Here is a 23,161-nt window from a genome sequence, read left to right as displayed (position 1 = left end):
AGACATATGCTTACAATGTTTAAGCGTCTCTTCCTTGTTGTGCTGCCAATGTTGGCAGCACTAACAATGCTGTCTCCTATGAGTCATGCATCTGAGACGAACTCATCACAAACTCAATCGAGCTCTGCTCAACGAGAAATCACACAACTTGCTGGTGCTGATTTTTGGCGACAAGTAAGAAACGGTGAAGAAGGTTACACCACATCTCAATCTGCTGAGCACGGTGTGTTAATCAGTACTCCAGGTCAAACGTGGTACATATTGAAAGAGAAGTGGATGTCACCAGCCGGTGCTGTCGCTATCTTTGGCAGTATTGCTTTCGTGACTTTGATGTACGTTGTGATTGGCCCGCTAATGCTAAGCGCGCCAAGAACCGGTCGTAAGATCAAACGTTGGTCGCGACTTGACCGTGCCTTGCACTGGAGTATGGCGTTTACCTTCTTAACACTGGCGTTCAGTGGTTTGATGTTGGTTTACGGTAAACACTTCTTGAAACCTTATATCCCAACGGATCTGTGGGGTTTCATCGTTCTACTGGCTAAGCAATACCATAACTACATCGGCCCAATTTTCTATGTGCTGTTGATGGCTGTTCTTATCAAGTGGTGGCGCAAGTCTATCTTCAAGATGGTCGATATCCAGTGGTTCATGAAACTGGGCGGTATGGTCGGGAAACATAAAGGTTCTCATCCATCTGCAGAGTTTTCGAACGCGGGTGAGAAAGCGCTGTTCTGGCTATTGATTGTAATGGGTAGTGTGGCTGCGATCAGTGGCTTGGTTTTAGACTTCCCAATTTTCGGTCAAACGCGTCGTGATATGGAGCTTTCAAACCTAGTCCACATGTTGGCTGCTTTGATCCTTATCTGTGGCTTTGTGTTCCACATCTACATCGGCTTGTTCGGTATGGAAGGTGCACTAGAAGGCATGGTAACAGGCGAAGTTGATGAAACTTGGGCAAAAGAGCACCATGACCTTTGGTACAAAGAAGTGATGGAACAAGAGAAAAACGGCGTTGAACAAAGCGCAAACGCTGCAACAGAGAAAACGGAAGGGGTGAATAAGAATGAACAAACCTCATAAAGGTATTTGGGTTGCTTACATCCTAAGCTGCTTTACACCATTTACTTGTCTTCTCTCTGGTGTGGTTGCCATCATCTACGCGGGCTATCGTTTAGATAAAGGCGAAGACGGCGAAGTAGTGGATACGCATTACTACGGCTTGATTCGCTCGTTCTTCTTGAACCTGACGTTCTTTGTTGTGCTTATCGTGACGGTAGCGACCTCTAATGGCGTGTTGATTGGTGTGAACGATTACTGGTATCAAAACCATATTATCGATGACATCGCTTACTACATCCCGTATGTAGGCATGTTGTTTGGTGGTGTTGCGATTGTGGTTTGGTTTATTCGTATGTATCAAGGTATGCAGCGTTTAAGTCAAAACCTACCGCAAAACCCGACAACAGGTCCAAACTTGTAGTCGAGTATTGGCTCATTAGATAGCAAATTATCTAGCACAATAATCCTTTTGAAAGCCCAATGATTTCGGTCATTGGGCTTTTTTTCTAATCAGCAACGAAACTTAATGAAGCATGGTATTGACCGCTTCAATATGGTGCAACTCCCTTAATTGGTGCAATTCTTGTTTCCATTTTCACGCTTATTAAGAACCAAGAAAGTGCACCGATAAATTTATGCACTATTAATCAGTAAGTTAAAAGCAAAAACTGTTGCACGAAAATTACACCACACACTTGGAACGCATCTTGCGTTCACTGTTGAGTCTTTAATTAATTACAACATTGAATCGCACGATATCAGTGCAAATCAGATAAAGCGAAGGAGAATGCTTTAATGAGTGAAACGGTGACTCAAGTTCATAGTGCAGTACAAACCCTTACCCAAAGTTCAGATACTTTATTCCTATTACTCGGTGCCATCATGGTTTTCTTGATGCACGCTGGCTTTGCATTTCTAGAAGTCGGTACCGTTCGAAAGAAGAACCAAGTAAACGCGCTCGTTAAGATCCTGTCGGATTTTGGTGTCTCCGCCATTGCTTACTTCTTTATCGGTTACTGGGTTGCTTACGGTGCACACTTTTTTGCAGACGCAGAAACACTGTCGCAAGGCAACGGATATGAGCTGGTGAAGTTCTTCTTCCTTATGACATTCGCAGCGGCAATCCCAGCGATCGTTTCAGGCGGTATCGCAGAGCGCGCACGTTTCTACCCAATTTTGATTGCGACACTGTTTACGGTTGGTTTCATCTATCCATTTTTTGAAGGCATCATTTGGAACGGCAACTTTGGATTCCAAGATTGGCTAGAAGGCCAGTTTGGTTATGGGTTCCATGACTTCGCAGGCTCTGTAGTGGTTCACGGCGTAGGTGGTTGGATTGCTTTGGTTGCGGTTTACTTCTTAGGGATGCGTAAAGGTCGAATCCGTGCAGGCAAACACACCAACTTCGCGCCATCGAATATCCCATTCTTAGCACTAGGCTCTTGGATCTTATGTGTCGGTTGGTTTGGCTTTAACGTGATGTCAGCTCAAGCAATCAACGGCATCAGCGGCCTAGTGGCGATGAACTCACTCATGGCCATGGTTGGCGGTATTCTTGCGGCGCTTGTTGCTGGTAAGAATGACCCAGGCTTTATCCATAACGGCCCTTTGGCTGGTTTAGTAGCGATTTGTGCAGGTTCAGACTTAATGCACCCATTAGGCGCGTTAGTAACTGGCGGCGTGGCAGGCGCATTGTTTGTTTACCTGTTCACTTACATGCAAAACAAAACACAGATTGATGATGTATTGGGTGTGTGGCCTCTGCACGGCGTATGTGGTGCTTGGGGTGGCATTGCAGCAGGTATCTTCGGTTCGCAAACATTCTGGGGGCTAGGGGGCGTGAGCTTTGCTTCTCAAGTTGTCGGCACACTGGCGGGCATTGCTGTGGCTTTGATTGGCGCAATGATTGTTTATGGTGTGTTAAGCAAACTAACAGGCCTACGTTTAAGTGAAGAAGACGAATTCAACGGCGCGGATCTTTCAATCCATAAGATCTCGTCTATCAATGAAGACTAACGTCGTTCACTTTGATAGGTTTAGGCTCATCAAGTAGACGCCTGTTAAACAGAACTAAGCGGCTTCGGTCGCTTTTTTTGTTTCAGTGAAAAGCAAAACAGAGAGTTTGAGTAACAACGGCAGCACCCACCAAGCGAGTTATGTCACAAATAGCCAATGAATTCAGTTGCCTAAGACTATGGTCTAATCCCTAAAACTATTGTTGGAATTTGAACAGTGCTAAGCTGTTACAAAGTGACATATTGAAAAGGACGTTGTATGCATTTCCCATATCGAAATATCGTAATTCTTACTGGCGCTGGCATCTCTGCGGAGTCGGGGATACAAACATTCCGAGCACAAGACGGGCTATGGGAAAACCATAAAATCGAAGATGTCGCGACTCCAGAGGGGTTTGCGAAAGATCCCGACTTGGTTCAAGCATTCTATAACAAGCGTCGCCATGGCTTACAAGGTGAGAGCATTCAACCAAACTCCGCCCATAAGGCGCTAGGTGAGCTCGAAGACAAACTTGATGGCAAAGTAACAATAATCACTCAGAACATCGACAACCTGCACGAGAGAGGCGGCAGCAACAACATTATTCACATGCACGGTGAACTTTTAAAAGCACGTTGCAGTGAATCGAATCAAGTTATTGAACATAAAGGTGACATCGGAACCGGCGAACTCTGTCACTGCTGTCAAATTCCAGCGCAGATGCGCCCTCATATTGTGTGGTTTGGCGAAATGCCATTACGAATGGGCGACATCTATTCAGCACTGGAAGAAGCGGATCTGTTTATCTCTATCGGAACTTCAGGTGTTGTTTATCCAGCGGCAGGCTTTGTTCACGATGCGAAAATGCATGGTGCACATACTATCGAGATAAACCTCGAACCAAGTGCGGTTGAAAGTGAATTTGAAGAGAAGCGTTACGGCAAGGCGAGTATCGAGGTACCTAAACTCGTCGGGGAATTGTTATGTTCAGAGAAAGGTTCTTTAACGGCCTAAGCCTTGTCTTTGATAAAGCGCATCAGTTTCTGAATCTGAAAAAAATAAAGCGGCTTACGCCGCTTTATTTACTTAACTGATTAACTAACAATAACTTAGTTGTTCACTTTAAGTTTTTGGAAGTACTCGTCATAAATGACACTCGCTTCACCAACTTCATCTTGCCAAACGCCGTTATCCATCACTGATTGTGGTGGGAAAACGTTCTTGTCTTCAGCAAATTCTTTAGGAAGAAGAGGGTAAGCGGTTTTAACTGGTGTCGGGTAACCAATCTCTAGAGCAATTTTCGCAGCGTTCTCAGGGCGAAGAAGGAAGTCGATCATCTTATGAGCCGCTTCTGTGTTCTTAGCACCTGCTGGAATTGCTAGGCTGTCCATCCAGAAGATAGCGCCTTTCTCTGGCCAGATAATGTCGATCGTTGCGCCTTCTTGGCGTGCCATGTAAGCAGAGCCATTCCAAAGCATACCAAGAGACACTTCGCCTGCTAGGTAAGGGTTCGCTGGGAAGTCTGAGTTAAATACCAATACGTTTGGCATTAGCTTACGAAGTTCTTCGTAGGCTTCTTTGATTTCTTCAGGGTTAGTCGTGTTAGGAGAGTAGCCCAGTTTAGATAGAGCGATATGGAAAACCTCACGAGAGTCATCCATCATCATCAGTTGACCTTCCCACTGCGTATCCCACAGATCGCCCCAGTTTTTAACTGAAGACTTGTCTAGCATGTCTGAGTTGATACCAATACCCGTCGCACCCCAGATGTATGGGATTGAGTAGTTATTATTTGGGTCAAATGGCTTATCTAAGTAATTTGGATCCAAATCTGCAAAGTGGCTTAGCTTGGTTTTATCAAGCTCTTGAAGCATGCCTTCTTTACGCATCTTAGAAACGAAGTAAGTAGAAGGAACCACTAAGTCGTAACCCGTACCTTGAGTTTTTAACTTAGCGTACATGCTTTCGTTAGACTCATAAGTAGAGTAGTAGACTTTGATGCCAGTCTCTTCTGTGAAGTCTTCTAATACTTCATTTGGAATATATTCAGACCAGTTGTAAAAATACAGTTCTTGGTCAGCTGCGAAAGAGGGTGTAGAAAGTAAAGTAGCAGCACACAATGCGCCGGTATACAGTGTTTTTTTCATTACTGTTCCGTTCATTTGTTTGATTTGGAGCTGGGTAGTGAACCCAAGGTAAAGGATTTCGAAAAATCGTGCCATATTATAGCAGCGATATAATAAAATAGGCAGCCTAAGCTGCCTATTCATTGATATTCTTATTTTTAACTTATTGAATCTCTATATCGGCTTGTTAAGTAAACCAGTTACTTAGTCGCCATGAGATAATAAGCTAAATTACTGACCTGCTTTAAGTTTCATGAAGTAATCTTCGTACTTCACTGTCTTATCGCCAACCGCAGCTTGCCATTCAACACGATCAAGGTCTTCTTGCGATGGGAATAGCGCAGGGCTGTCTTTGAACTTCTCGTTAGACGCTTTAACGGCTGTTAGGTAGCCTGTGTCACGAGAAATCTGCTCAGCAATTTCAGGGCGAAGTAGGAAGTCGATCATCTTATGAGCCGCTTCTACGTTTACCGCACCAGAGCTAATCGCAAAGTTATCAACCCAACCGATGCCGCCTTCTTTAGGGAAAACCAGTTTGATTGGTAGACCTTCGTTTTGCGCTGCAGCAGCAGAACCGTTCCACAGCATACCAAGACCGACTTCACCAGACATGTAAGGCGCGCCTGGGTTGTCTGAGTTAAATACTAGAACGTTCGGCATTAGCTTACGCAGCTCAGCGTAAGCCTCGTCGATCTCTTTTTCGTTAGTCGTGTTACCAGAGTAACCTAACTTACGTAGTGCGATGTGGAACACTTCACGAGTGTCGTCCATCATCATCAGTTGACCTTCAAGCTCAGGCTTCCATAGATCAGCCCAGCTTTGGAAATCTTCTGGGTCGTACATGTCAGTGTTAACAGCAAGACCTGTGATCGCAACGACGTGTGGAATAGAGTAGTCGTTGCTTGGGTCGTACGGCTTATCTAGGTAGTTAGTATCTAGATTCTTGAAGTTGTTCAGCTTAGTTTTGTCGATCTTTTGTAGCATACCTTCGTCACGCATCTTAGATACGAAGTAAGTCGACGGCACAACTAGGTCGTAGCCTTTGTTGTGTGTTTTTAGCTTTGCGTACAGGGTTTCGTTCGACTCGTAAGTCGAGTAGATAACCTTGATACCAGTTTCATCAGTGAACTGTTCTAGAATCTCACTGTTGATGTAAGGTCCCCAGTTCATGAATACCAATTCTTTGTTATCTTTTGCAAATGATGGTGCAGATAACATTGAAAGCGCACATGCACTACCAACTAATAGAGTAGCCCATTTTTTCATTGACGTTAGCTCCAAACTAAACGTTGCCCGAAGGCAGTAGATAGAAAAACAGAATGGCAATTTACCATTCTGTTTATGATTAACACTTTTTTGAACTTGAAGTCTCTTAACTTCTTATCAAGCCAGTCTCTATACAGAGTAGGAGACTTACTTGATTTTTTCTCTCGCTAATAACTGAGAAATGATCACCAGTATCAACGACACCACTAACATCACTGTTGCTAGGGCATTTACCTCAGGAGAGATACCCACTTTAACCATTGAGTAAATCTTCAGTGGTAATATTTCATACGTTGGGCCTGTTACGAAAGAGCTGATGATCACATCGTCCAAAGACAGAGTGAAGCTCAATAACCAACCCGCAGCAACCGCTGGCTTAGCAAGAGGTAGAATGATCTGCTTTAGAATCGTCCATTCACTTGCGCCTAAGTCTTTTGCGGCTTCTAGCATCTTCACATCAAAGCCATTCAAGCGACTGTATACCGTTACTACAACGAACGGTAGACAGAAGGTAATGTGAGCAGCAAGTAGGGTAAAGAAGCCCAGTTGAACACCCATTACCAAGAATAGCGCAAGAAGCGAAATCGCCATTACGATATCTGGAGACATCATTACGATGAACAGCATGCCATTTACGATGCCTTTACCTTTGAATTGGTAACGGAATAGGGCTACTGCTGTAAGGCTCCCGACAATCGTTGCAGCTGTTGCAGAGAACACCGCTACGTTGATCGAGTGCCACGCAGCCTGCATTAGGCTGTCGTTGTTAATAAGCGCGTCATACCATTTAGTGGTGAAGCCACCCCATTTCATACCAAACTTATTGGCATTAAACGAGTTAGCGATCAATACGATAATAGGTAGGTATAGAAAGGCGTATACCAGCGCCATAAAGCTGAACTTAACTGTGCGACCCATTAGTCTAGCTCCACTTTCTTGTTCAATAGCTTACCTGCTCGGTAGTAGGCATACAGCATCACAGCCATTGCCATGGTCAGTGCGATACTCGTCGCTGCGCCAAACGGCCAGTCTCGAGCGTTGAGCACTTGGCTCTTAATCACGTTACCAATCAATAGGTTCTTAGCTCCGCCTAATAGGTCAGAGATGTAAAACATACCTAACGCTGGCAGTAGTACTAATAAACAGCCGCCAATAATGCCCGGCATTGTTAGTGGCAGTACAACTTTCAATAGCGTTTGCAGTTTGTTCGCACCTAAATCTTTAGCCGCTTCTAAGTACGTATCGTCCAGTTTTTCAATCGCTGAATACAGCGGCAGAATCATAAACGGAAGTAGGATGTACACTAAACCGATCATTACTGCGGTTTCTGAGTACATGATACGTAGCGGTTTATCAATGATATCGAGCGCTAACAAGCTTTTGTTCAAGACACCTTGCGTACCCAGTACAATTTTCAATCCGTATGTACGAATCAAAGAGTTAGTCCAGAATGGCACTATCACTAGGAACAACATGATTGGACGCCACTTCGCCGGCATTTTTGCCACGATGTAAGCGAATGGGTAACCAATAATCAAACAAAGTAGGGTTGCGACAATTGCCATATAGAAAGAGTGCATCAACACTTTAAAATACAGCGGGTCAGCCAAACGCACGTAGTTATCGAGAGTGAAGGTCATCTCGATCAAGTTCGCTTCATCACGAGTAAGGAAGCTAGTACCAATGATCATGATGTTTGGAATCATCACGAACAGCACTAACCAACCTGTGATAAAAGCAACAATTGCGTTTTGTAAATTAAACTTCTTGCTCATCTTCTAATACCACTTCCCAGCTCTCAACCCAAGTTACTGCAACTTTTTGGCCCAGTGAGTGATCAACATCAGGGTCATCTTCGTTGAAGAATTCGCTAACCATGACACGCATACCAGATTCAAGTTCTACGACTGAGTCTAATGTCATGCCTTTATAGGTTCGCTCGACAATGTGGCCAACAATACCGCGTTGCTCAGACTCTTTAATTTCTTCGATACGAAGATCTTCAGGGCGAAGCAATACTTGCAGTTTTTGACCCGGTGTTACGTCTTTATCGTGATAGATAATGGACTCTTCACCTTCGATTGTCGCAACAATGCGTTTTTCATCTTGACGAGATTTCGCTGTCGCTTCGAATACGTTAATTTCACCAATGAAACGCGCTACAAATAGGTTCTTAGGCTCTTCGTAGATCTCTCTTGGTGTTCCGTCTTGTTCAATCACACCATCACGCATAACAATAATACGGTCAGACATAGACAGCGCTTCTTCTTGGTCATGCGTTACAAAAATGAACGTGATACCAAGTTGGCGTTGTAATTGTTTCAGCTCGATTTGCATCTGTTTACGTAGTTTGTAATCCAGAGCAGATAGAGATTCATCCAACAAAAGAACTTTAGGCTTATTAACGACAGCACGAGCGATTGCGATACGTTGCTGTTGGCCACCAGATAGCTGGTGTGGCTTTCGTTGTGCCATTTGTTCTAGGCGCACCATTTTCAAAGCATCCATTACACGAGGTTCAATCTCGCTGTTTGGAACTTTCTGCATGCGTAAGCCAAATGCCACATTGTCGAAAACGGTCATATGCGGGAATAGGGCATAGCTTTGGAATACAGTGTTTACATGCCTTTGTTCAGCAGGAACTTGGGTTACGTTTTGTTCAGCTAATAGTATTTGACCACTATCTGCCGTTTCAAAACCCGCAATCATTCTTAGCACGGTTGTTTTACCACAACCTGATGGGCCTAAAATCGTGAGAAACTCACCATGATTTACGTTTAAATCCAGATTGCCGATGACTTCCTTACCATCGAAACTTTTACTGATGCCAGTTAGCTGTACTACTGGCTTTCCTACTGATTTTTTAGCGTTCAACGTCTGTTTTTCTCCACCTTGGTTCTATTTGAGACCTGTTGCTATACACCTTTAAGGCGCGCATCATAATCACCAAAAACGTGAATTCAAAGCATTTTTTACCTTTCGAAGATAAAAAATTTCGCAGGTAAAAGTAAACATCCTTTACCATACTGTTATTTACTGGGTTTACACCCTAACAAGTGTCTAATTATTAACCATTAAGACGCAAAAGCAAGCCTTGTTACAGATTCATATTTTAGTTTGTATCCGACATATGAGTATAATGAAGGTAATTTTTTATCAATAAGTTAGGTGGCTTCGCTTAATCGGCACACCTAGGTATCAATATGAACAACGACATCGAAAAAGATTTTAATTTGGGCGGTAGTATCAACCGTGCACTTTCTGGCGATTATGAGCTCAAAGCAACGGCTGTATTCCAAGAAGCTTGGAAACATACGATAAGTCACTTTCTTTCGTTTTCCCCAGCGATTATTGCTTTGATGTTTGTGCAGCTCGCTATCTTTTATATCGCACTAAAACTACAGCTTGGTGATCCTGCGGTTATCTTGGATGCGGTTATCGACCCAGAATCGTTCACGCCACAAATTGTTGAATCGATTTTTATTGCGAACTTTAGCTATGAAGTGATCAGCGCACCTATCTATGCCGGTATCTGTTTAATGGCAATGAGCCACGCCGCTGGCCTACAAACCAAAGTACGCCACATCGGTAAAGGTTTGCAGTTTACGGTTCCGGTTATTCTAGTGACTTTGTTTAGCCTAATGCTTCAAGGCATCGCAGGTATGATTCTGCCGTTCTTGTCGATTTACTTCTCGCTTGCGTTCAGCCATTCAATTCTGCTGATTTGTGATAAGAAAGTGCCGCCAATGCAATCGCTGCTGCTTTCATTAAGAGCAGTAAATAAGAAGATCTTCGTAGTCGCGTCTATCTACTTAATGGTTATGTTGATGTTCATCGTGGCTGCAATGATGTACGGCATTGGCTTAATCTTCGTTCTTCCGTTCTTCTTCCACGTGAAAGGTATCCTTTACCGTGAAATGTTTGGCATCAAATTGAAACTGATTGCTTCGGATCGTCCAAAGAGCGATGACGATAACAACGACAGCAATAACGACGACAATAACAAAAACCCACAGGTGTTCGATGCATAAAGACACACAGGCAAGCACAAGCAAATCACTTGCGCTTAAAGTGACGGCACTGGCTCTTGTTGGCTCTATTTCACTGATTGGTCCTTATATTTACCAAGAAGAAGAGCGTCGACGAACGACAGAGCAGAGCTCCAACTCAACTGACCAGTTTGGTGACTTGACGGTTTCTTCGAGCACACCAAACTTTGCGGCCATCGAAGATGTGAATGAGAAAAAGGACACGTTCTTTTCGTTCCTACGTCCAAGCATCAATATCGAAAACAAACGTATCACCAAAGAACGCGCGTTTTTAACTAAGCTCTCTGAGTCTGGTTTAAGCAATATTGATTCTGAAGATGCGTCTTATGCGAAAAGGTTAGGGAAATTGTACAGCCTGCCAGTACCTAGTGAAGGTTTGGATCAGGCATGGCTGACAGAGATGCTTAACCGCGTCAATGTGCTGCCAGAAGCGCTTGTACTGACACAGGCAGCAAATGAGTCGGCTTGGGGAACATCGCGTTTCGCCACCAAAGCGAACAACTATTTTGGACATTGGTGTTACACCAAAGGTTGTGGCCTTGTTCCGCTACAACGTAACGAAGGTAGCTCGCATGAAGTCGCAACTTTCTCTTCAAGCCAAGAATCCGTACATCGTTACTTCATGAACCTTAATCGTAATCGTGCTTACGCCGATCTAAGAGCGATTCGTGCAAAACTTGCTGCGCAAGGTGATGATCTTTTAACAACCGCAACGGCGACAGAGCTCACCAATGGCTTACTAAAATATTCTGAGCGAGGTTCCGACTATGTGACTGATTTACAAGCTATGATCCGTCACAACGAGGTATACTGGAAAAAGTAACTCATTTTGATACCAACTTGGTTGCCTTCGATAGTCGGCTTATACCAAGTAATGTCACAAAAAGAGCAGCTCATTGGCTGCTCTTTCTATTTATAAACGCTCAACTTCGACAAGATTATAATAATGAAAAAGACAGCACTCGCTTTATTAGCCTCATTAAGCCTTGGGGTTTCTCTTCCTGCTTCAGCGCAAGAATACATGTTCACGTATTCTAAGCTTTATACTCAGCTGAAAAACAACACCAAAGAAGGGCATGATGATGTCAAAGTTGCGGTCTTCTTTGTTGATCAACAAGCTCAGCAAACCTGTCACATCAGCAAAGCTTGGATGGAAAAAGAAGAGCACTACGAAGAGCTAAAAGTCTCTCCAGCCAATGAACTGCTTCTACCGGTAGATCAAAATCTACGCTCGGCAAATCCTCTTATCTTTGTACAAACTCAAGAACAAGAGTGTGCGTATTCTTTAGTTGTGATGACTCAAGAGCCTTTAGCTGGAACAGTAGAAGTTGCACAGATAGAAAACCTATTGCCACAGATGCAGGCGATGCTTGAAGACGTCAGCGGCATGTTCTCTGGTTGGTTCACGCCAGATATCCAAGGGTTAACGCTAGAGTTCGCTAATAAACTGGAAAGTAACATCGAGCTTTCAAATGGTAAGCAACTACCAATCAAAGAAGGGCGAGCGAAATTCACCTTAGAAGAACTGAATGGAAGTGACAGCATCACGTTACCGGAACCAACAGTTCGCGTATTGCCGTACATTCCCGCGCAATAATTTTTAACGGAATCATTGTTAGTGAAGTAAAAGCTTAGCGGAATCATTCCCCTAAGCTTTTACGACATATCTTAAAGCAGCCTTATCGAATTAGAACAGGCTGCTTTTCTTTATCTTCGATACCAACCGAGAGCATGTGAAGCCGCGTTTCTCTAGCAGCTAGGGAGCTTATCGAACAATAAAAGCAGAATCTTTCTATTACTCAGCTTGTTTATCCTGCCGTTACTATTTCAACATCAAATAAAAATCCGTATAATCCACGCCCTAAAACAGTCCCACTAGCAATCTACAGTCGGTAATACGACGGTGTGAGAGTCGCAATGAACCAAAACGATAATAGAAAAGAAACACTTGAATTCAACAAACTTCAGAAACGTCTGAGAAGAAATGTTGGAAATGCCATCATCGACTACAACATGATCGAAGAGAATGACGTAGTAATGGCATGTATTAGTGGCGGTAAAGATTCATTTGCGATGCTAGACATTTTGCTACGTTTACGTGAAGCAGCACCGATCAAATTTGATGTTGTGGCAGTAAACCTAGATCAAAAACAACCTGGGTTCCCTGAACACATTCTTCCTGAGTACTTTGAAACGCTGAACATTCCTTACTACATCGTAGATAAAGATACGTATTCAGTGGTTAAAGAGAAAGTGCCAGAAGGTAAAACAACGTGTGGCCTATGCTCTCGTCTTCGTCGTGGTACTTTGTACTCATTCGCAGAGAAGATTGGTGCAACTAAGATCGCTCTGGGTCACCACCTAGACGACATCGTTGAGACCATGTTCCTAAACATGTTCCACGGTGCGCGCCTAAAGGCTATGCCACCAAAGCTTCGTTCAGATGATGGTCGTAACGTTGTTATCCGTCCACTGACTTACTGTCGTGAAACGGACCTAATCAAATACGCTGAACACAAAGAGTTCCCAATCATTCCTTGTAACCTATGTGGCTCTCAAGAGAACCTACAGCGTCAGAACATTAAAGCGATGCTAATTGATTGGGATAAGAAAACGCCCGGTCGTGTTGAGAAGATCTTCAAATCAATCCAGAACGTAAGTCCAAGCCAACTGGCTGACCGCGAGCTGTTTGACTTCGTGAACCTTCCACTGGACCGTAGTGAAGACCGCAAAGCATACGAATTCGAAGAAGCTGAAATCTCATCATCTAACATTGATGAGTCAATGTTCATCGACGTAACGAATGTTTAACCATTAGATTGGATAAAGATGATGTTTGCCATTCTGTGTTTGGAATGGCGTTGCTCTAGATAAACAAAAACGCCTCAAGCAATGCTTGAGGCGTTTTTTTATAAGTTAAACTTTTCTATGACTTAACCTTTCGAAAGGTTAGGGTCTAATGGGCTCACGTAACCAGACGGTTTAAGAGCCAACACATCACAGTTAATCTTGTCGATAACATGTTCCGCTGTATTACCAATAAATACGGCAGACAAGCCAGTACGACCCGTTGTACCCAGAATCACCATCGCAGCGTTATTTTCAGAAGCGACGCGAGGAATAACATCTTCAGGCAAGCCTTGCTCAACCACAGTTTGTTCTTCACACATACCATGCTTCTGGCGCAATGCTTTCATTGCCGTTAAGTGATGACCACGAACCGCGTCAGTATAAGACGTTGGGTCAAACTCTGGCAGTTCAATGGTGATATTCGCAGGTGTCACTGGGTAGGCATTCACCAAGAAAGGTTCAGCATCCAAACGACCGGTGATCTCTAGTAATCTGTCGACCATCGTATCGTTAAGCTCTAAATGAGCTTCTGTTTCAGAACCAACATGAACTGAAGCAAAAATCTTCGCGTGATCTGGCCAGAAATCGTTTTTAACCAATAGCACTGGGCTAGGGCACTTTCTCAATAAGTGCCAATCGGTTGGAGTGAAGATGACAGATTCCAAGGTATCGTGCTTACGCGTGCCTTTGATTAAGATGTCGTGCTCGCCGCTGTAAACCTCAGCAATGATCGCTTCGTACGGGCGGTTATGCCAAACCACTTGTACATTAAATTCAATAGAATCATCTAGGTAAGGTTCTGCGACTTTATTCATCCAAATTTCGCGTTGATGAATTACGCCTTTGCGCATTGCGTCTCTTTCATCGATAGAGAGCATAGATGTCATTTCATACGAGAAGTCGTATATCGACAAAAAGAAAGTGATGTGGCTTGTTGAGGTGCTTTTCTTAGCAAGTTGGATAGCACGAACTAGAGCAGGTTGCTCATCGTGATTAATGTCTGCGACAACTAAAATTTTGTTATAGATACTCATAACTAAGCCTACTTTTCAGACCGAACATATAAATAATGTAGCGTAGTTATGGAGAGATTAAGAGAAATATAAGAGGTTTTAAGAGAGAAACATGATGTAGCTCATTATTGAACTACATCATTGATATCTAGACTATTCTTTTGAAACGCCAGCAAGTTCCATCAACGCATCGTGATCTTCGATAGTGATATATTTGCCTTTAACGCTCAAGATGTCTGCTTTTTGGAAGCGACCTAGAAGACGGCTGATTGTTTCAACAGTCAAACCAAGGTAGTTACCAATATCGCCACGAGTCATCGTTAGGCGGAACTCACGCGGGCTGAAGCCACGTTGAGAGAAGCGAGTCGAAAGGTTGTAAAGGAATGCAGCAAGACGCTCTTCCGCGTTCTTCTTAGAAAGAAGCAGAATCATTTCTTGGTCACCTTTAATCTCGTTACTCATCAGGCGCATAATTTGCTGACGCAATTTAGGCATTTTTCCTGATAGGTCATCAAGAATCTCATATGGGATTTCACATACCATAGAAGTTTCTAGCGCTTGTGCAAAACTAGGGTGTTGGTCACCAGTAATCGCATCGAAGCCAACAAGATCGCCCGCTAGGTGGAATGCAGTAATCTGCTCATCACCTTGCTCGGTAATCGTGTAGCTCTTGATCGTTCCAGAGCGAATAGCATATAGAGATTTAAGCTCGTCACCGGCTTTAAATAACTCTTGGCCTTTTTGAATAGGCTTTTTTCTCTCAATGATCTGATCAAGTTGATCGAGTTCAGATTCATTCAAAGTAAACGGAATACAGAGCTGGCTAATACTACAATCCTGGCAATGGATCGCACAGCCACCAGACTGAACACGTTTCGTCACAGGCTTTTCAGAAATCATAACAATCTTTCACTATTTGATATACGTCAATATTTTAGCATTCCTTTATCCAGTTGGGTAGTAAAAAAACCGGATTTAAAGATTGCCTATACGGTATAAATAATGAGCTGCAATGCCATATATCCGGTATAGAAACCGTAAAGGAGGATTAAAATTGCGCCTAATTGGCGAAATAAGTCAGCTTGTTGCAGTTTTTTGAGGAAATTAGCGCCCATACCAACGGTGAGCATTGCCGGAAGCGTACCTAAACCGAAAGCAAGCATGATACCGGCTCCGTTGTACCAACTTCCTGATACGGCTGCCCACGTAAGCATAGAGTAAACCAAGCCACATGGCAGCCAACCCCAAATAAAGCCAAACGGTAAAGCGTGACTAGGGTGCTTCAATGGTAGAAATGATTTACCTAAAGGAGAAATATAGCGCCATAGCTTCTGTCCGACTTTTTCAAAGAACAACAAGCCGAACCACCACTTACCGATATACAAACCTAAGACGATCATAAAGCCAGCAGCAATTAATCGCAGCCAACCCAGCAGAGCGTTAAAATCGCTTAGTTGACCTATCGAAGAGATTGCACCGCCAATCACACCACCAATCACGGCATAACTCAGCAAGCGCCCTAGGTTATAAAGTAGGGGAATAATAGGGGAAGGTTTACTGTTGCCAATCGAAAGAAGCGACGCAATACCACCACACATTCCCATGCAGTGGCCTGCGCCGATCAATCCAACAACAAAGGCTCCGATCCAATCAGGCGTCATCGTTCTTTTTGTCTACGTTAGTTTGGCTTTCGCTGTTAGCTTTCTCATTCTTGACAGGTTTGCTATCAGAATGGTTGTGAGCCTTTTCGTCTTCATCAAACAGAATGTTGTGACCTTGACGTTCTAGGTCTTCAAACTGTTCGCTCTTCACCGCCCATAGAAAAATACCAACAGCGATGCACACCAGAACAATCGCAATGGGGATCAGAATGTATAAACTTTCCATTATTTACCTTGCTCTTTTAAAAGCCTTAACGAGTTAGACACAACAATAATAGAGCTGGCAGACATGCCCACAACGGCAATGTATGGAGCAACCAAACCCGCGACAGCCAATGGAAGGATAAGTAAGTTATATCCTAATGACCAAGCTAGGTTTTCACGGATTATCTTACGCGTTTTTAATGCCAAAGTACGCGACTTAAGTAATCTATCGAGCTTATCACCTAATAACACCATATCTGCAGAGGCTTTCGCCACATCCGTACCGCCGCCCATAGCGACTGAAAGGTGGGCACCCGCAAGAATAGGGGCATCGTTAATACCATCGCCAACCATCATGGTAATATCACTTGCATCTCGAGAGTTCAGGTAAGCAAGTTTATCTTCAGGTTTCGCGTTAGCAACAATATCAGTAATACCGATCTCTTCAGCAACAGGCTTCGCATTGATCAAAGAGTCGCCAGTCAGCAGAGTCGTTTTGATTCCCGCTTCTTTAAATTGCTTAATAAACTCAATGCTTTCTTTACGGATTGGATCTTCATAAGTAAATGTCGCGATATGACGACCCGCCATCGACAAGTAAATGCCGTTACTTTCCGATGGTTGAGCTTCACCTAGAATGAATTCACTACTACCAATCGCAACTTCTTGCCCATTCCACTCACCAGTGATGCCGGAACCAATCACGTTATTGACAGACTCTACTTCGATCTCATCAGAAAGATGAGTCTTGAACGCTTTCGCAATAGGGTGGTTAGCGTGTTGCTCCAGGCTCGCCGCTACTTTGAGACAAGTGTCTTTATCAAGTTCAGCGAAGGTTTCAACTTGGCTGATACGAATATCACCCTCAGTCAATGTGCCTGTTTTATCGATGATCAAGTGATTCACTTTGCACAAGGTTTCGAATACGTGGCCTTTGCGCAGCAAAATACCGAAGTTACCCATGCGAGAAGTGGAACAGGTAATCGCCGTCGGTGTTGCCAATGACAGAGCACAAGGACATGTTGCTACCAATACCGAAAGCATGATCCAGAAAGCGTCTTCTGGTCGTGTTTGGTGCCAGTAAAACCAAGTACCGAATGAGATGATTAAGATCACTGCAACAAAGTATCGAGCTACAACATCAGCAATTTCTGCAATGCGAGGTTTAGACAATTGCGCTTCGTCTTGCAGGCGAACGATATTGGAAATAACCGAATCCGCTTTTGACGTCATCACTTCCAATTCAAACGATTCATCACCATTCAATGTACCAGCGAAGACGGTATCGCCTTCGTTTTTGACCACATGTATAGATTCGCCAGTCAGCATCGATTCATCGATATGGACTCTGCCAGATAATACTTTGCCATCGGCAGGAATGTGTTCACCCGGAAGAACGCGAATTTGGTCGCCAACTTTTAAGGTTTTTACCGGAACTTGTTCGCCATCTAACGTTGTTGCCATAGCAGGAACGAGCTTAAGCAGGTTACCACTAGCAGCCGCAGCTTTACGACGAGCGCGCATTTCAAGGAAACGACCAAGCAGTAAGAAGAAGGTAAACATCGAGATGGATTCAAAGAATACTTCACCTTTTTCAGTCACCGTAGCGACCAAACTTGCAACGTAGGCAAACAACAGAGCAATCGACACAGGCACATCCATACCCAATGTTCGACCTTTGAGGCTACGCCACGCGTTGATATAGAAAGGCAATGCAGAGTAGAGCAGAACCGGCGTTGCGAAGATTAAGCTCACCCAACGGAAGTAGCTTTTGAATTCGGGCTCAAGGTTACCAAAGACTTCAAGATAAAGCGCCACAGCAAGCATCATGACCTGCATGGTTGCTAAACCAGCAATACCAAGACGATAGAGATAATTCTTCATCGAACGATGATAGGCGGCTTCTTGTTGATCAGCCTCAAAAGGTGCGGCTTTGTAGCCTAATGTATGGATTGCAGACAACAGCTCGCTCAGTTTTGTCTGAGTGTTGTCCCAACTGAGCAGGGCGCGGTTAGTCGTGGTATTAACACGAATACTAACAACCCCTAACTTTGAAGAGACTTGCTTCTCAATAAGCCATGCACAAGCAGCACAAGAGACACCTTCTAGTGACAATGTCACTTCAGAGGTGTTTTCAGAGTTACGGACGAACTCCAATTGAACATCTTCGTTGTCGTAATGACTGAGTGCCAGAAGTTGCTCTGGCACGAGATCCGCTTTTTCAGCTGGAGCGGTACGATATTGGTAGTAAGAGACCAAACCGCTATCAACGATTGTCTGGGCTACGGTTTCGCAACCCGGACAACACATCGGTCGCACCGATCCTAAGATTTCTACTTTAAAATCCGTTTCCGCTGGTACATCTTCACCGCAGTGATAACAGGATTCACACATAAGCTTTAGTTCGTTAGTTGAGTAGGAGTATCAATAGGGAAGTTCATGCGACCTTGCACTAACCATTCAGAATCATGCGGAGAAAGCTCGATAAACCATGGACCTTGCATTTCATGGTCCAGAGTCAACGTGTAATTGCCTCTCGCATCAGCGGTCAGTAGCTGAGTAAAATCACGGTCAGGCAGCGTTCGGTGCACGAACATTGCGCTAATAGCAGGGAAGTGGTCTAGCTTGCCTTTGTCTAGGGTAATGATAACGGAGTTACCTTTCTCGCTAACTGAAGCTGATAGGCCAAGCTCTTTAGCGACATTTACTTTTGAAATGTCTACATTAATACCTTTACCTTTTTTATAGTAATCTTCAGTGACAACGTTAACTGAATGGTTGGTAAGTATCGCGACTCGAACCAATGTTAGCATAGAAACGCCAACGGTTAGGAAGATCAAAAACCACGGCCAAAACTGTTTATACCAAGGTTGTTCCATATTATTATTCTCAATATATACAATGAAATAAAACTAATTTTTACAAACACTTAAGGTTATAACTGTAAAAGAAAGACAGCCCCTTAAGAAGGGGCTGTTATTATTATGTTACTCTTTATCTGAGTTGCTGAGGCTCCAGACATAGGCAGAGACGAGCTGAACCTTATCCTCACCGAGGATGTCCTTCCAAGCCGGCATTACACCAGAACGTCCATACATGACTGTTTCCGTCACATCAGCGCGAGAATCGCCGAATAGCCAGTCGCGGTCAGTCAGGTCAGGTGCGCCAACAGCAGGGTTACCCTTACCATCAGTACCGTGACACGCTGCACACACTACAAAGCGCGCTTTACCAGCTTCTGCTTCACGTGCGTTTACGCTACGACCTGAAAGGCTAAGCGTGTAGCTAACTACTTCTTTTACGCCTTCTTCGCCAAGAGCGTCTTTCCAACCTGGCATTTGACCGACACGACCATGCATGATGGTAGTAACGATAGCTTGTGGTTCACCACCATATAGCCATGCGTCATCAGTTAGGTTCGGGAAACCTTTCTGACCACGTGCATCAGAGCCGTGACACTGAGAACAGTTTTGTAGGAACAAGCGTTGGCCCACTTTGATTGCATCAGCATCTGATGCAATGTCAGGGACAGAACGTAGACCATTTTCGTCGTGAGCTAGCTTTCTGAATGCTTCACCAAAGTAGGTGTCTGCATCATCAAGCTCTTTCGCGTATGCGTCTAACTGTTTGTTTGCTTGTGCAGCAGCGATTGCAGAGCGAGACTCTTCTACGCTACGAACTGTTTGGTTTGAACTCGTCCAACCTAGTAGACCTTTAAAGTTACCAAGGCCTGGGTATAGAGCTAGATAAACAGCTGCAAACACAATTGTGCTCACGAAAAGGTATGTCCACCATTTAGGTAGTGGGTTATTAAGCTCACGAATACCATCGTATTCATGGCCCATATCCTGACCTTCTTCTACACCTGTTTTATCGTTGGAACACCAACGAAGCAAGGCTGCACAGCCAATCAATGTACCGATTGTGATTACTGTTACCCAAATACTCCAGAATGTACTCATTACTTCGTCACTCCTTGATTTTTATCTTTCGCAGGTGCTTCATCAGCGAACACTAGGTTTGCATCTTCGTCGAAGCGCGACTTACGATTTTTACCGAAAGCCCACCAAACGATGCCGATGAAACAAGCAAAAACAGTAACAGTCCAAACACTTTGAAATGTAATAATGTCCATAATTATTCCTTATTTCATTGCGTGGCCAAGCGATTGAAGGTAAGCGATGATTGCATCCATCTCTGTTTTTCCTTCAACATCTTGTTTAGCGTTAGCAATTTGTTCGTCTGTGTAAGGAACACCAAATTGATTACGGAAGATTTCAAGCTTCTGTTTAGTCAATTTGCCATCAAGTACATTCTCAGCAAGCCATGGGAAACCAGGCATGTTTGATTCAGGAACAAGTTCACGAGGGTCGATAAGGTGAACACGGTGCCACTCATCAGAGTAACGATCACCAACACGCGCTAGATCAGGACCAGTACGCTTAGAGCCCCATAGGAATGGGTGTTCCCAAACACTTTCGCCAGCTACAGAGTAGTGACCGTAACGTTCAGTTTCAGAGCGGAAAGGACGAATCATTTGGCTGTGACATACGTTACAACCTTCGCGAATGTAGATATCACGACCTTCCATTTCCAGAGCAGAGTAAACACGTAGATTTTCTACAGGTTCAGTAGTCTGCTTTTGGAAAATAAGTGGGGTAATTTCTACTAAAGCACCAAAACTGATAGCAATAACGATAAGAATCGCTAGTAGGCCAACGTTCTTCTCTACCAACTCATGGCGATTATTTGAATTTGAGCTCATTCTAAATCTCCTTAAGCCGGTTGAGGGATAGCTTTAAGGCTATCTTTAGGTGCAGAAACAGTTTTGTACGTGTTGTATGCCATTAAGAACATACCAGATAGGAAGATGAAACCACCTAAGAAACGTACAAAGTAGAACGGGTAAGACGCTTCTACAGATTCAACGAAGCTGTAAGTTAATGTACCGTCAGAGTTAACTGCACGCCACATCAGACCTTGCATCACGCCAGAGATCCACATTGCAACAATGTAGAAAACCGTACCAATCGTTGCCAACCAGAAGTGAACATTGATTAGAAATACAGAGTACATACGCTCTTGACCAAATAGTTTAGGAACTAAGTGGTAAACCGAACCGATAGAAACCATTGCAACCCAACCTAACGCACCAGAGTGAACGTGACCGATAGTCCAGTCCGTGTAGTGAGATAGTGCATTAACCGTTTTGATTGCCATCATTGGGCCTTCGAAGGTCGACATGCCGTAGAATGATAGAGAAACGATTAGGAAACGTAGGATTGGGTCGTAGCGAAGCTTATGCCACGCACCAGATAGAGTCATAATACCGTTGATCATGCCACCCCAAGATGGAGCAAACAGAACCAAAGACATAACCATACCTAGAGATTGAGTCCAGTCAGGAAGTGCAGTGTAGTGTAGGTGGTGAGGACCAGCCCAGATATACAGAGACACGAGAGCCCAGAAGTGAACAATCGACAAACGGTAAGAGTAAACAGGGCGACCAGCTTGTTTAGGAACGAAGTAGTACATCATACCTAGGAAACCAGCTGTCAATAGGAAGCCTACCGCATTGTGTCCGTACCACCATTGCACCATTGCATCGATCGCTCCGGAATAAATCGAGTACGATTTAAACGCAGATACAGGAACAGCTAGGCTGTTAACGATGTGCAACACGGCAACCGTGATGATGAAGGCTCCGAAGAACCAGTTTGCTACGTAAATGTGCGATGTCTTACGTTTAATCATGGTTCCGAAGAACACGACCGCATAAGCTACCCACACAAGAGTAATAGCAATATCGATTGGCCATTCAAGTTCTGCGTATTCTTTACCAGAGGTTAAACCTAACGGTAAAGTAATTGCAGCGGACAGGATAATCGCTTGCCAACCCCAAAAGGTAAAGGCTACGAGAGGGCCACCAAAGAGACGCGTCTGACAGGTACGTTGTACAACATAATATGATGTTGCAAACAGCGCACTTGTACCGAACGCAAAAATAACCGCATTAGTATGCAGGGGACGTAAACGACTGTACGTCAACCACGGCGTATCAAAGTTTAGCTGTGGCCAAACTAATTGAGCGGCAATCAAAACACCAACGCCCATACCGACAATACCCCACAAAATTGTAACTAGGGTAAATTGACGGACGACCGTATAGTTGTAGTTTTGTTCAAGCTGCTTTTCTTGGCTCATTTGCATGCTTCCAATTTCTTATTTACTACACTTTACTTCCAACACGACTCACGTCGTAATGCCACCCAAATTAGAAAAGGAAATTCAGCCTATTCAGGGCTTTATTTCCACTTGCTGATTTTAAAAAAAAGTGGCATTTTCAACGCGACACTATACTTGAATTAACAAATCAATGACAGAGTAGTAACCTTACGCTTGGTCTGGAATTGGATTTTTATTTAAAAACTTTGAACTTTGTAACAAGGAGTAAAGATTATAATGGCGGCACAAAAGCTAACAAAAGGCAGGCTTGTTCAAATTATCGTCATGTTGGTTATTTTAATAGCTGCATTTACTTGGAGAACAGTAACATACGATAATAACGAAACAGTGAACTGTATAGTTTCAAAACCTTGTGAATTTGGTATTGATAATCATAATGTTTTAATTTCGGGCGATAACCTAGGGTATTCGATCGAAACATCTAAAACTGGCAAATTTATCATTAGCTATAATGAAAGCGGAATTCTGGAAGAAAAAGGGCCATCAAATTGGCTGTTACAAACTAATGATAAGACCTCCTCAATAACGGTTACATTTCCACAACAGGTGAGCACGTTTTCTGTAAACTTGTCCAAAGAGTAACAGAGATAAAACTGGGGCACGCCTCGGGTCTTTTGATAGAAATATGTACCAAATCAGTGAAACACAGTGCATTAAAGTGTTATAAAGAGAGCATTAATAAAGTTAGCCAG

General features: G+C 43.7%; 24 protein-coding genes. 9 read left to right on the top strand and 15 right to left on the bottom strand.

Annotated elements, in window-relative coordinates; all coding sequences use genetic code 11:
- Positions 1–6: 6 nt before the first annotated feature.
- The 4 genes from MSG35_RS06460 to cobB all read left to right on the top strand — a co-directional run bounded on the left by MSG35_RS06460 (position 7) and on the right by cobB (position 4,068).
- The gene (locus MSG35_RS06460; protein WP_012603931.1) at positions 7–1,080 is read left to right on the top strand and encodes a formate dehydrogenase subunit gamma; all 1,074 of its coding nucleotides are present in this window, start codon (positions 7–9) and stop codon (positions 1,078–1,080) included.
- Positions 1,064–1,480 (top strand): hypothetical protein, encoded by a 417-nt coding sequence (locus MSG35_RS06455; protein WP_017059624.1) that lies wholly within the window; start codon positions 1,064–1,066, stop codon positions 1,478–1,480. Before MSG35_RS06460 ends, MSG35_RS06455 begins: the two co-directional genes overlap by 17 nt.
- A 374-nt stretch (positions 1,481–1,854) precedes the next feature.
- Positions 1,855–3,075, top strand: a complete 1,221-nt coding sequence (locus MSG35_RS06450; RefSeq protein ID WP_052878438.1) for an ammonium transporter — start codon at positions 1,855–1,857, stop codon at positions 3,073–3,075.
- 258 nt (positions 3,076–3,333) lie between these two features.
- Positions 3,334–4,068 (top strand): Sir2 family NAD+-dependent deacetylase, encoded by a 735-nt coding sequence (gene cobB / locus MSG35_RS06445; RefSeq protein WP_248383405.1) that lies wholly within the window; start codon positions 3,334–3,336, stop codon positions 4,066–4,068.
- Between the two features lie 95 nt (positions 4,069–4,163).
- On the opposite strand, the gene MSG35_RS06440 is transcribed toward cobB, so the two are convergent.
- The 5 genes from MSG35_RS06440 to potA all read right to left on the bottom strand — a co-directional run bounded on the left by MSG35_RS06440 (position 4,164) and on the right by potA (position 9,320).
- Complete coding sequence (locus tag MSG35_RS06440; protein WP_017059627.1) at positions 4,164–5,201, bottom strand: extracellular solute-binding protein; 1,038 nt, start codon at positions 5,199–5,201, stop codon at positions 4,164–4,166.
- A gap of 210 nt (positions 5,202–5,411) precedes the next feature.
- Positions 5,412–6,446 (bottom strand): extracellular solute-binding protein, encoded by a 1,035-nt coding sequence (locus MSG35_RS06435; protein ID WP_248383402.1) that lies wholly within the window; start codon positions 6,444–6,446, stop codon positions 5,412–5,414.
- A 147-nt stretch (positions 6,447–6,593) separates the two neighbouring features.
- Complete coding sequence (gene potC / locus MSG35_RS06430; RefSeq protein ID WP_004733706.1) at positions 6,594–7,364, bottom strand: spermidine/putrescine ABC transporter permease PotC; 771 nt, start codon at positions 7,362–7,364, stop codon at positions 6,594–6,596.
- Positions 7,364–8,221, bottom strand: a complete 858-nt coding sequence (potB, locus tag MSG35_RS06425) for a spermidine/putrescine ABC transporter permease PotB (RefSeq protein WP_248383400.1) — start codon at positions 8,219–8,221, stop codon at positions 7,364–7,366. The genes potC and potB overlap by 1 nt, the downstream gene beginning before the upstream one ends.
- Positions 8,205–9,320, bottom strand: coding sequence for a spermidine/putrescine ABC transporter ATP-binding protein PotA (gene potA / locus MSG35_RS06420; protein ID WP_017059631.1), 1,116 nt, complete (start codon positions 9,318–9,320; stop codon positions 8,205–8,207). Before potA ends, potB begins: the two co-directional genes overlap by 17 nt.
- Positions 9,321–9,649: 329 nt before the next feature.
- Between potA and MSG35_RS06415 the strand changes: the two genes are divergently transcribed.
- The 4 genes from MSG35_RS06415 (at position 9,650) to ttcA (ending at position 13,306) form a co-directional block, all read left to right on the top strand.
- A complete protein-coding gene (locus MSG35_RS06415; RefSeq protein WP_048612081.1) occupies positions 9,650–10,477 on the top strand; it encodes a hypothetical protein in 828 nt (275 codons plus the stop codon).
- Complete coding sequence (locus tag MSG35_RS06410) at positions 10,470–11,318, top strand: glucosaminidase domain-containing protein (RefSeq protein ID WP_060982055.1); 849 nt, start codon at positions 10,470–10,472, stop codon at positions 11,316–11,318. The genes MSG35_RS06415 and MSG35_RS06410 overlap by 8 nt, the downstream gene beginning before the upstream one ends.
- A gap of 123 nt (positions 11,319–11,441) precedes the next feature.
- Complete coding sequence (locus MSG35_RS06405; protein ID WP_248383398.1) at positions 11,442–12,092, top strand: DUF2987 domain-containing protein; 651 nt, start codon at positions 11,442–11,444, stop codon at positions 12,090–12,092.
- 320 nt (positions 12,093–12,412) lie between these two features.
- Positions 12,413–13,306 (top strand): tRNA 2-thiocytidine(32) synthetase TtcA, encoded by an 894-nt coding sequence (ttcA, locus tag MSG35_RS06400; RefSeq protein WP_017059635.1) that lies wholly within the window; start codon positions 12,413–12,415, stop codon positions 13,304–13,306.
- 122 nt (positions 13,307–13,428) lie between these two features.
- Here ttcA and uspE read toward each other — a convergent pair whose 3' ends face one another.
- The 10 genes from uspE to ccoN all read right to left on the bottom strand — a co-directional run bounded on the left by uspE (position 13,429) and on the right by ccoN (position 22,433).
- Positions 13,429–14,379 (bottom strand): universal stress protein UspE, encoded by a 951-nt coding sequence (gene uspE / locus MSG35_RS06395; RefSeq protein WP_017070547.1) that lies wholly within the window; start codon positions 14,377–14,379, stop codon positions 13,429–13,431.
- 132 nt (positions 14,380–14,511) lie between these two features.
- Positions 14,512–15,258, bottom strand: a complete 747-nt coding sequence (locus MSG35_RS06390; RefSeq protein ID WP_017059637.1) for an FNR family transcription factor — start codon at positions 15,256–15,258, stop codon at positions 14,512–14,514.
- A gap of 86 nt (positions 15,259–15,344) precedes the next feature.
- Positions 15,345–16,019, bottom strand: a complete 675-nt coding sequence (locus tag MSG35_RS06385) for a sulfite exporter TauE/SafE family protein (protein ID WP_248383396.1) — start codon at positions 16,017–16,019, stop codon at positions 15,345–15,347.
- Complete coding sequence (ccoS, locus tag MSG35_RS06380) at positions 16,009–16,245, bottom strand: cbb3-type cytochrome oxidase assembly protein CcoS (RefSeq protein ID WP_017059639.1); 237 nt, start codon at positions 16,243–16,245, stop codon at positions 16,009–16,011. Before ccoS ends, MSG35_RS06385 begins: the two co-directional genes overlap by 11 nt.
- Positions 16,245–18,617, bottom strand: coding sequence for a heavy metal translocating P-type ATPase metal-binding domain-containing protein (locus MSG35_RS06375; RefSeq protein WP_029235846.1), 2,373 nt, complete (start codon positions 18,615–18,617; stop codon positions 16,245–16,247). The genes ccoS and MSG35_RS06375 overlap by 1 nt, the downstream gene beginning before the upstream one ends.
- Positions 18,618–18,622: 5 nt before the next feature.
- Positions 18,623–19,102 (bottom strand): FixH family protein, encoded by a 480-nt coding sequence (locus MSG35_RS06370; protein WP_017059641.1) that lies wholly within the window; start codon positions 19,100–19,102, stop codon positions 18,623–18,625.
- A gap of 108 nt (positions 19,103–19,210) precedes the next feature.
- Entirely contained in the window at positions 19,211–20,185 is a 975-nt protein-coding gene (gene ccoP, locus MSG35_RS06365; RefSeq protein WP_017063857.1) for a cytochrome-c oxidase, cbb3-type subunit III, read from the bottom strand.
- Positions 20,185–20,358, bottom strand: a complete 174-nt coding sequence (locus MSG35_RS06360; RefSeq protein WP_004733679.1) for a CcoQ/FixQ family Cbb3-type cytochrome c oxidase assembly chaperone — start codon at positions 20,356–20,358, stop codon at positions 20,185–20,187. Before MSG35_RS06360 ends, ccoP begins: the two co-directional genes overlap by 1 nt.
- 9 nt (positions 20,359–20,367) lie before the next feature.
- Complete coding sequence (gene ccoO / locus MSG35_RS06355; RefSeq protein WP_017059643.1) at positions 20,368–20,988, bottom strand: cytochrome-c oxidase, cbb3-type subunit II; 621 nt, start codon at positions 20,986–20,988, stop codon at positions 20,368–20,370.
- An 11-nt stretch (positions 20,989–20,999) separates the two neighbouring features.
- A complete protein-coding gene (gene ccoN / locus MSG35_RS06350) occupies positions 21,000–22,433 on the bottom strand; it encodes a cytochrome-c oxidase, cbb3-type subunit I (protein ID WP_248383395.1) in 1,434 nt (477 codons plus the stop codon).
- Between the two features lie 252 nt (positions 22,434–22,685).
- On the opposite strand from ccoN, the gene MSG35_RS06345 reads away from it, so the two are divergent.
- Complete coding sequence (locus tag MSG35_RS06345; protein WP_048610975.1) at positions 22,686–23,051, top strand: hypothetical protein; 366 nt, start codon at positions 22,686–22,688, stop codon at positions 23,049–23,051.
- Positions 23,052–23,161 lie beyond the last annotated feature (110 nt).

It is taken from the genome of Vibrio sp. 1CM23M (assembly GCF_023161755.1).
In the GTDB taxonomy this organism is placed as follows: domain Bacteria; phylum Pseudomonadota; class Gammaproteobacteria; order Enterobacterales; family Vibrionaceae; genus Vibrio; species Vibrio coralliirubri.
This window is presented reverse-complemented; position numbering and strand designations above follow the sequence as displayed.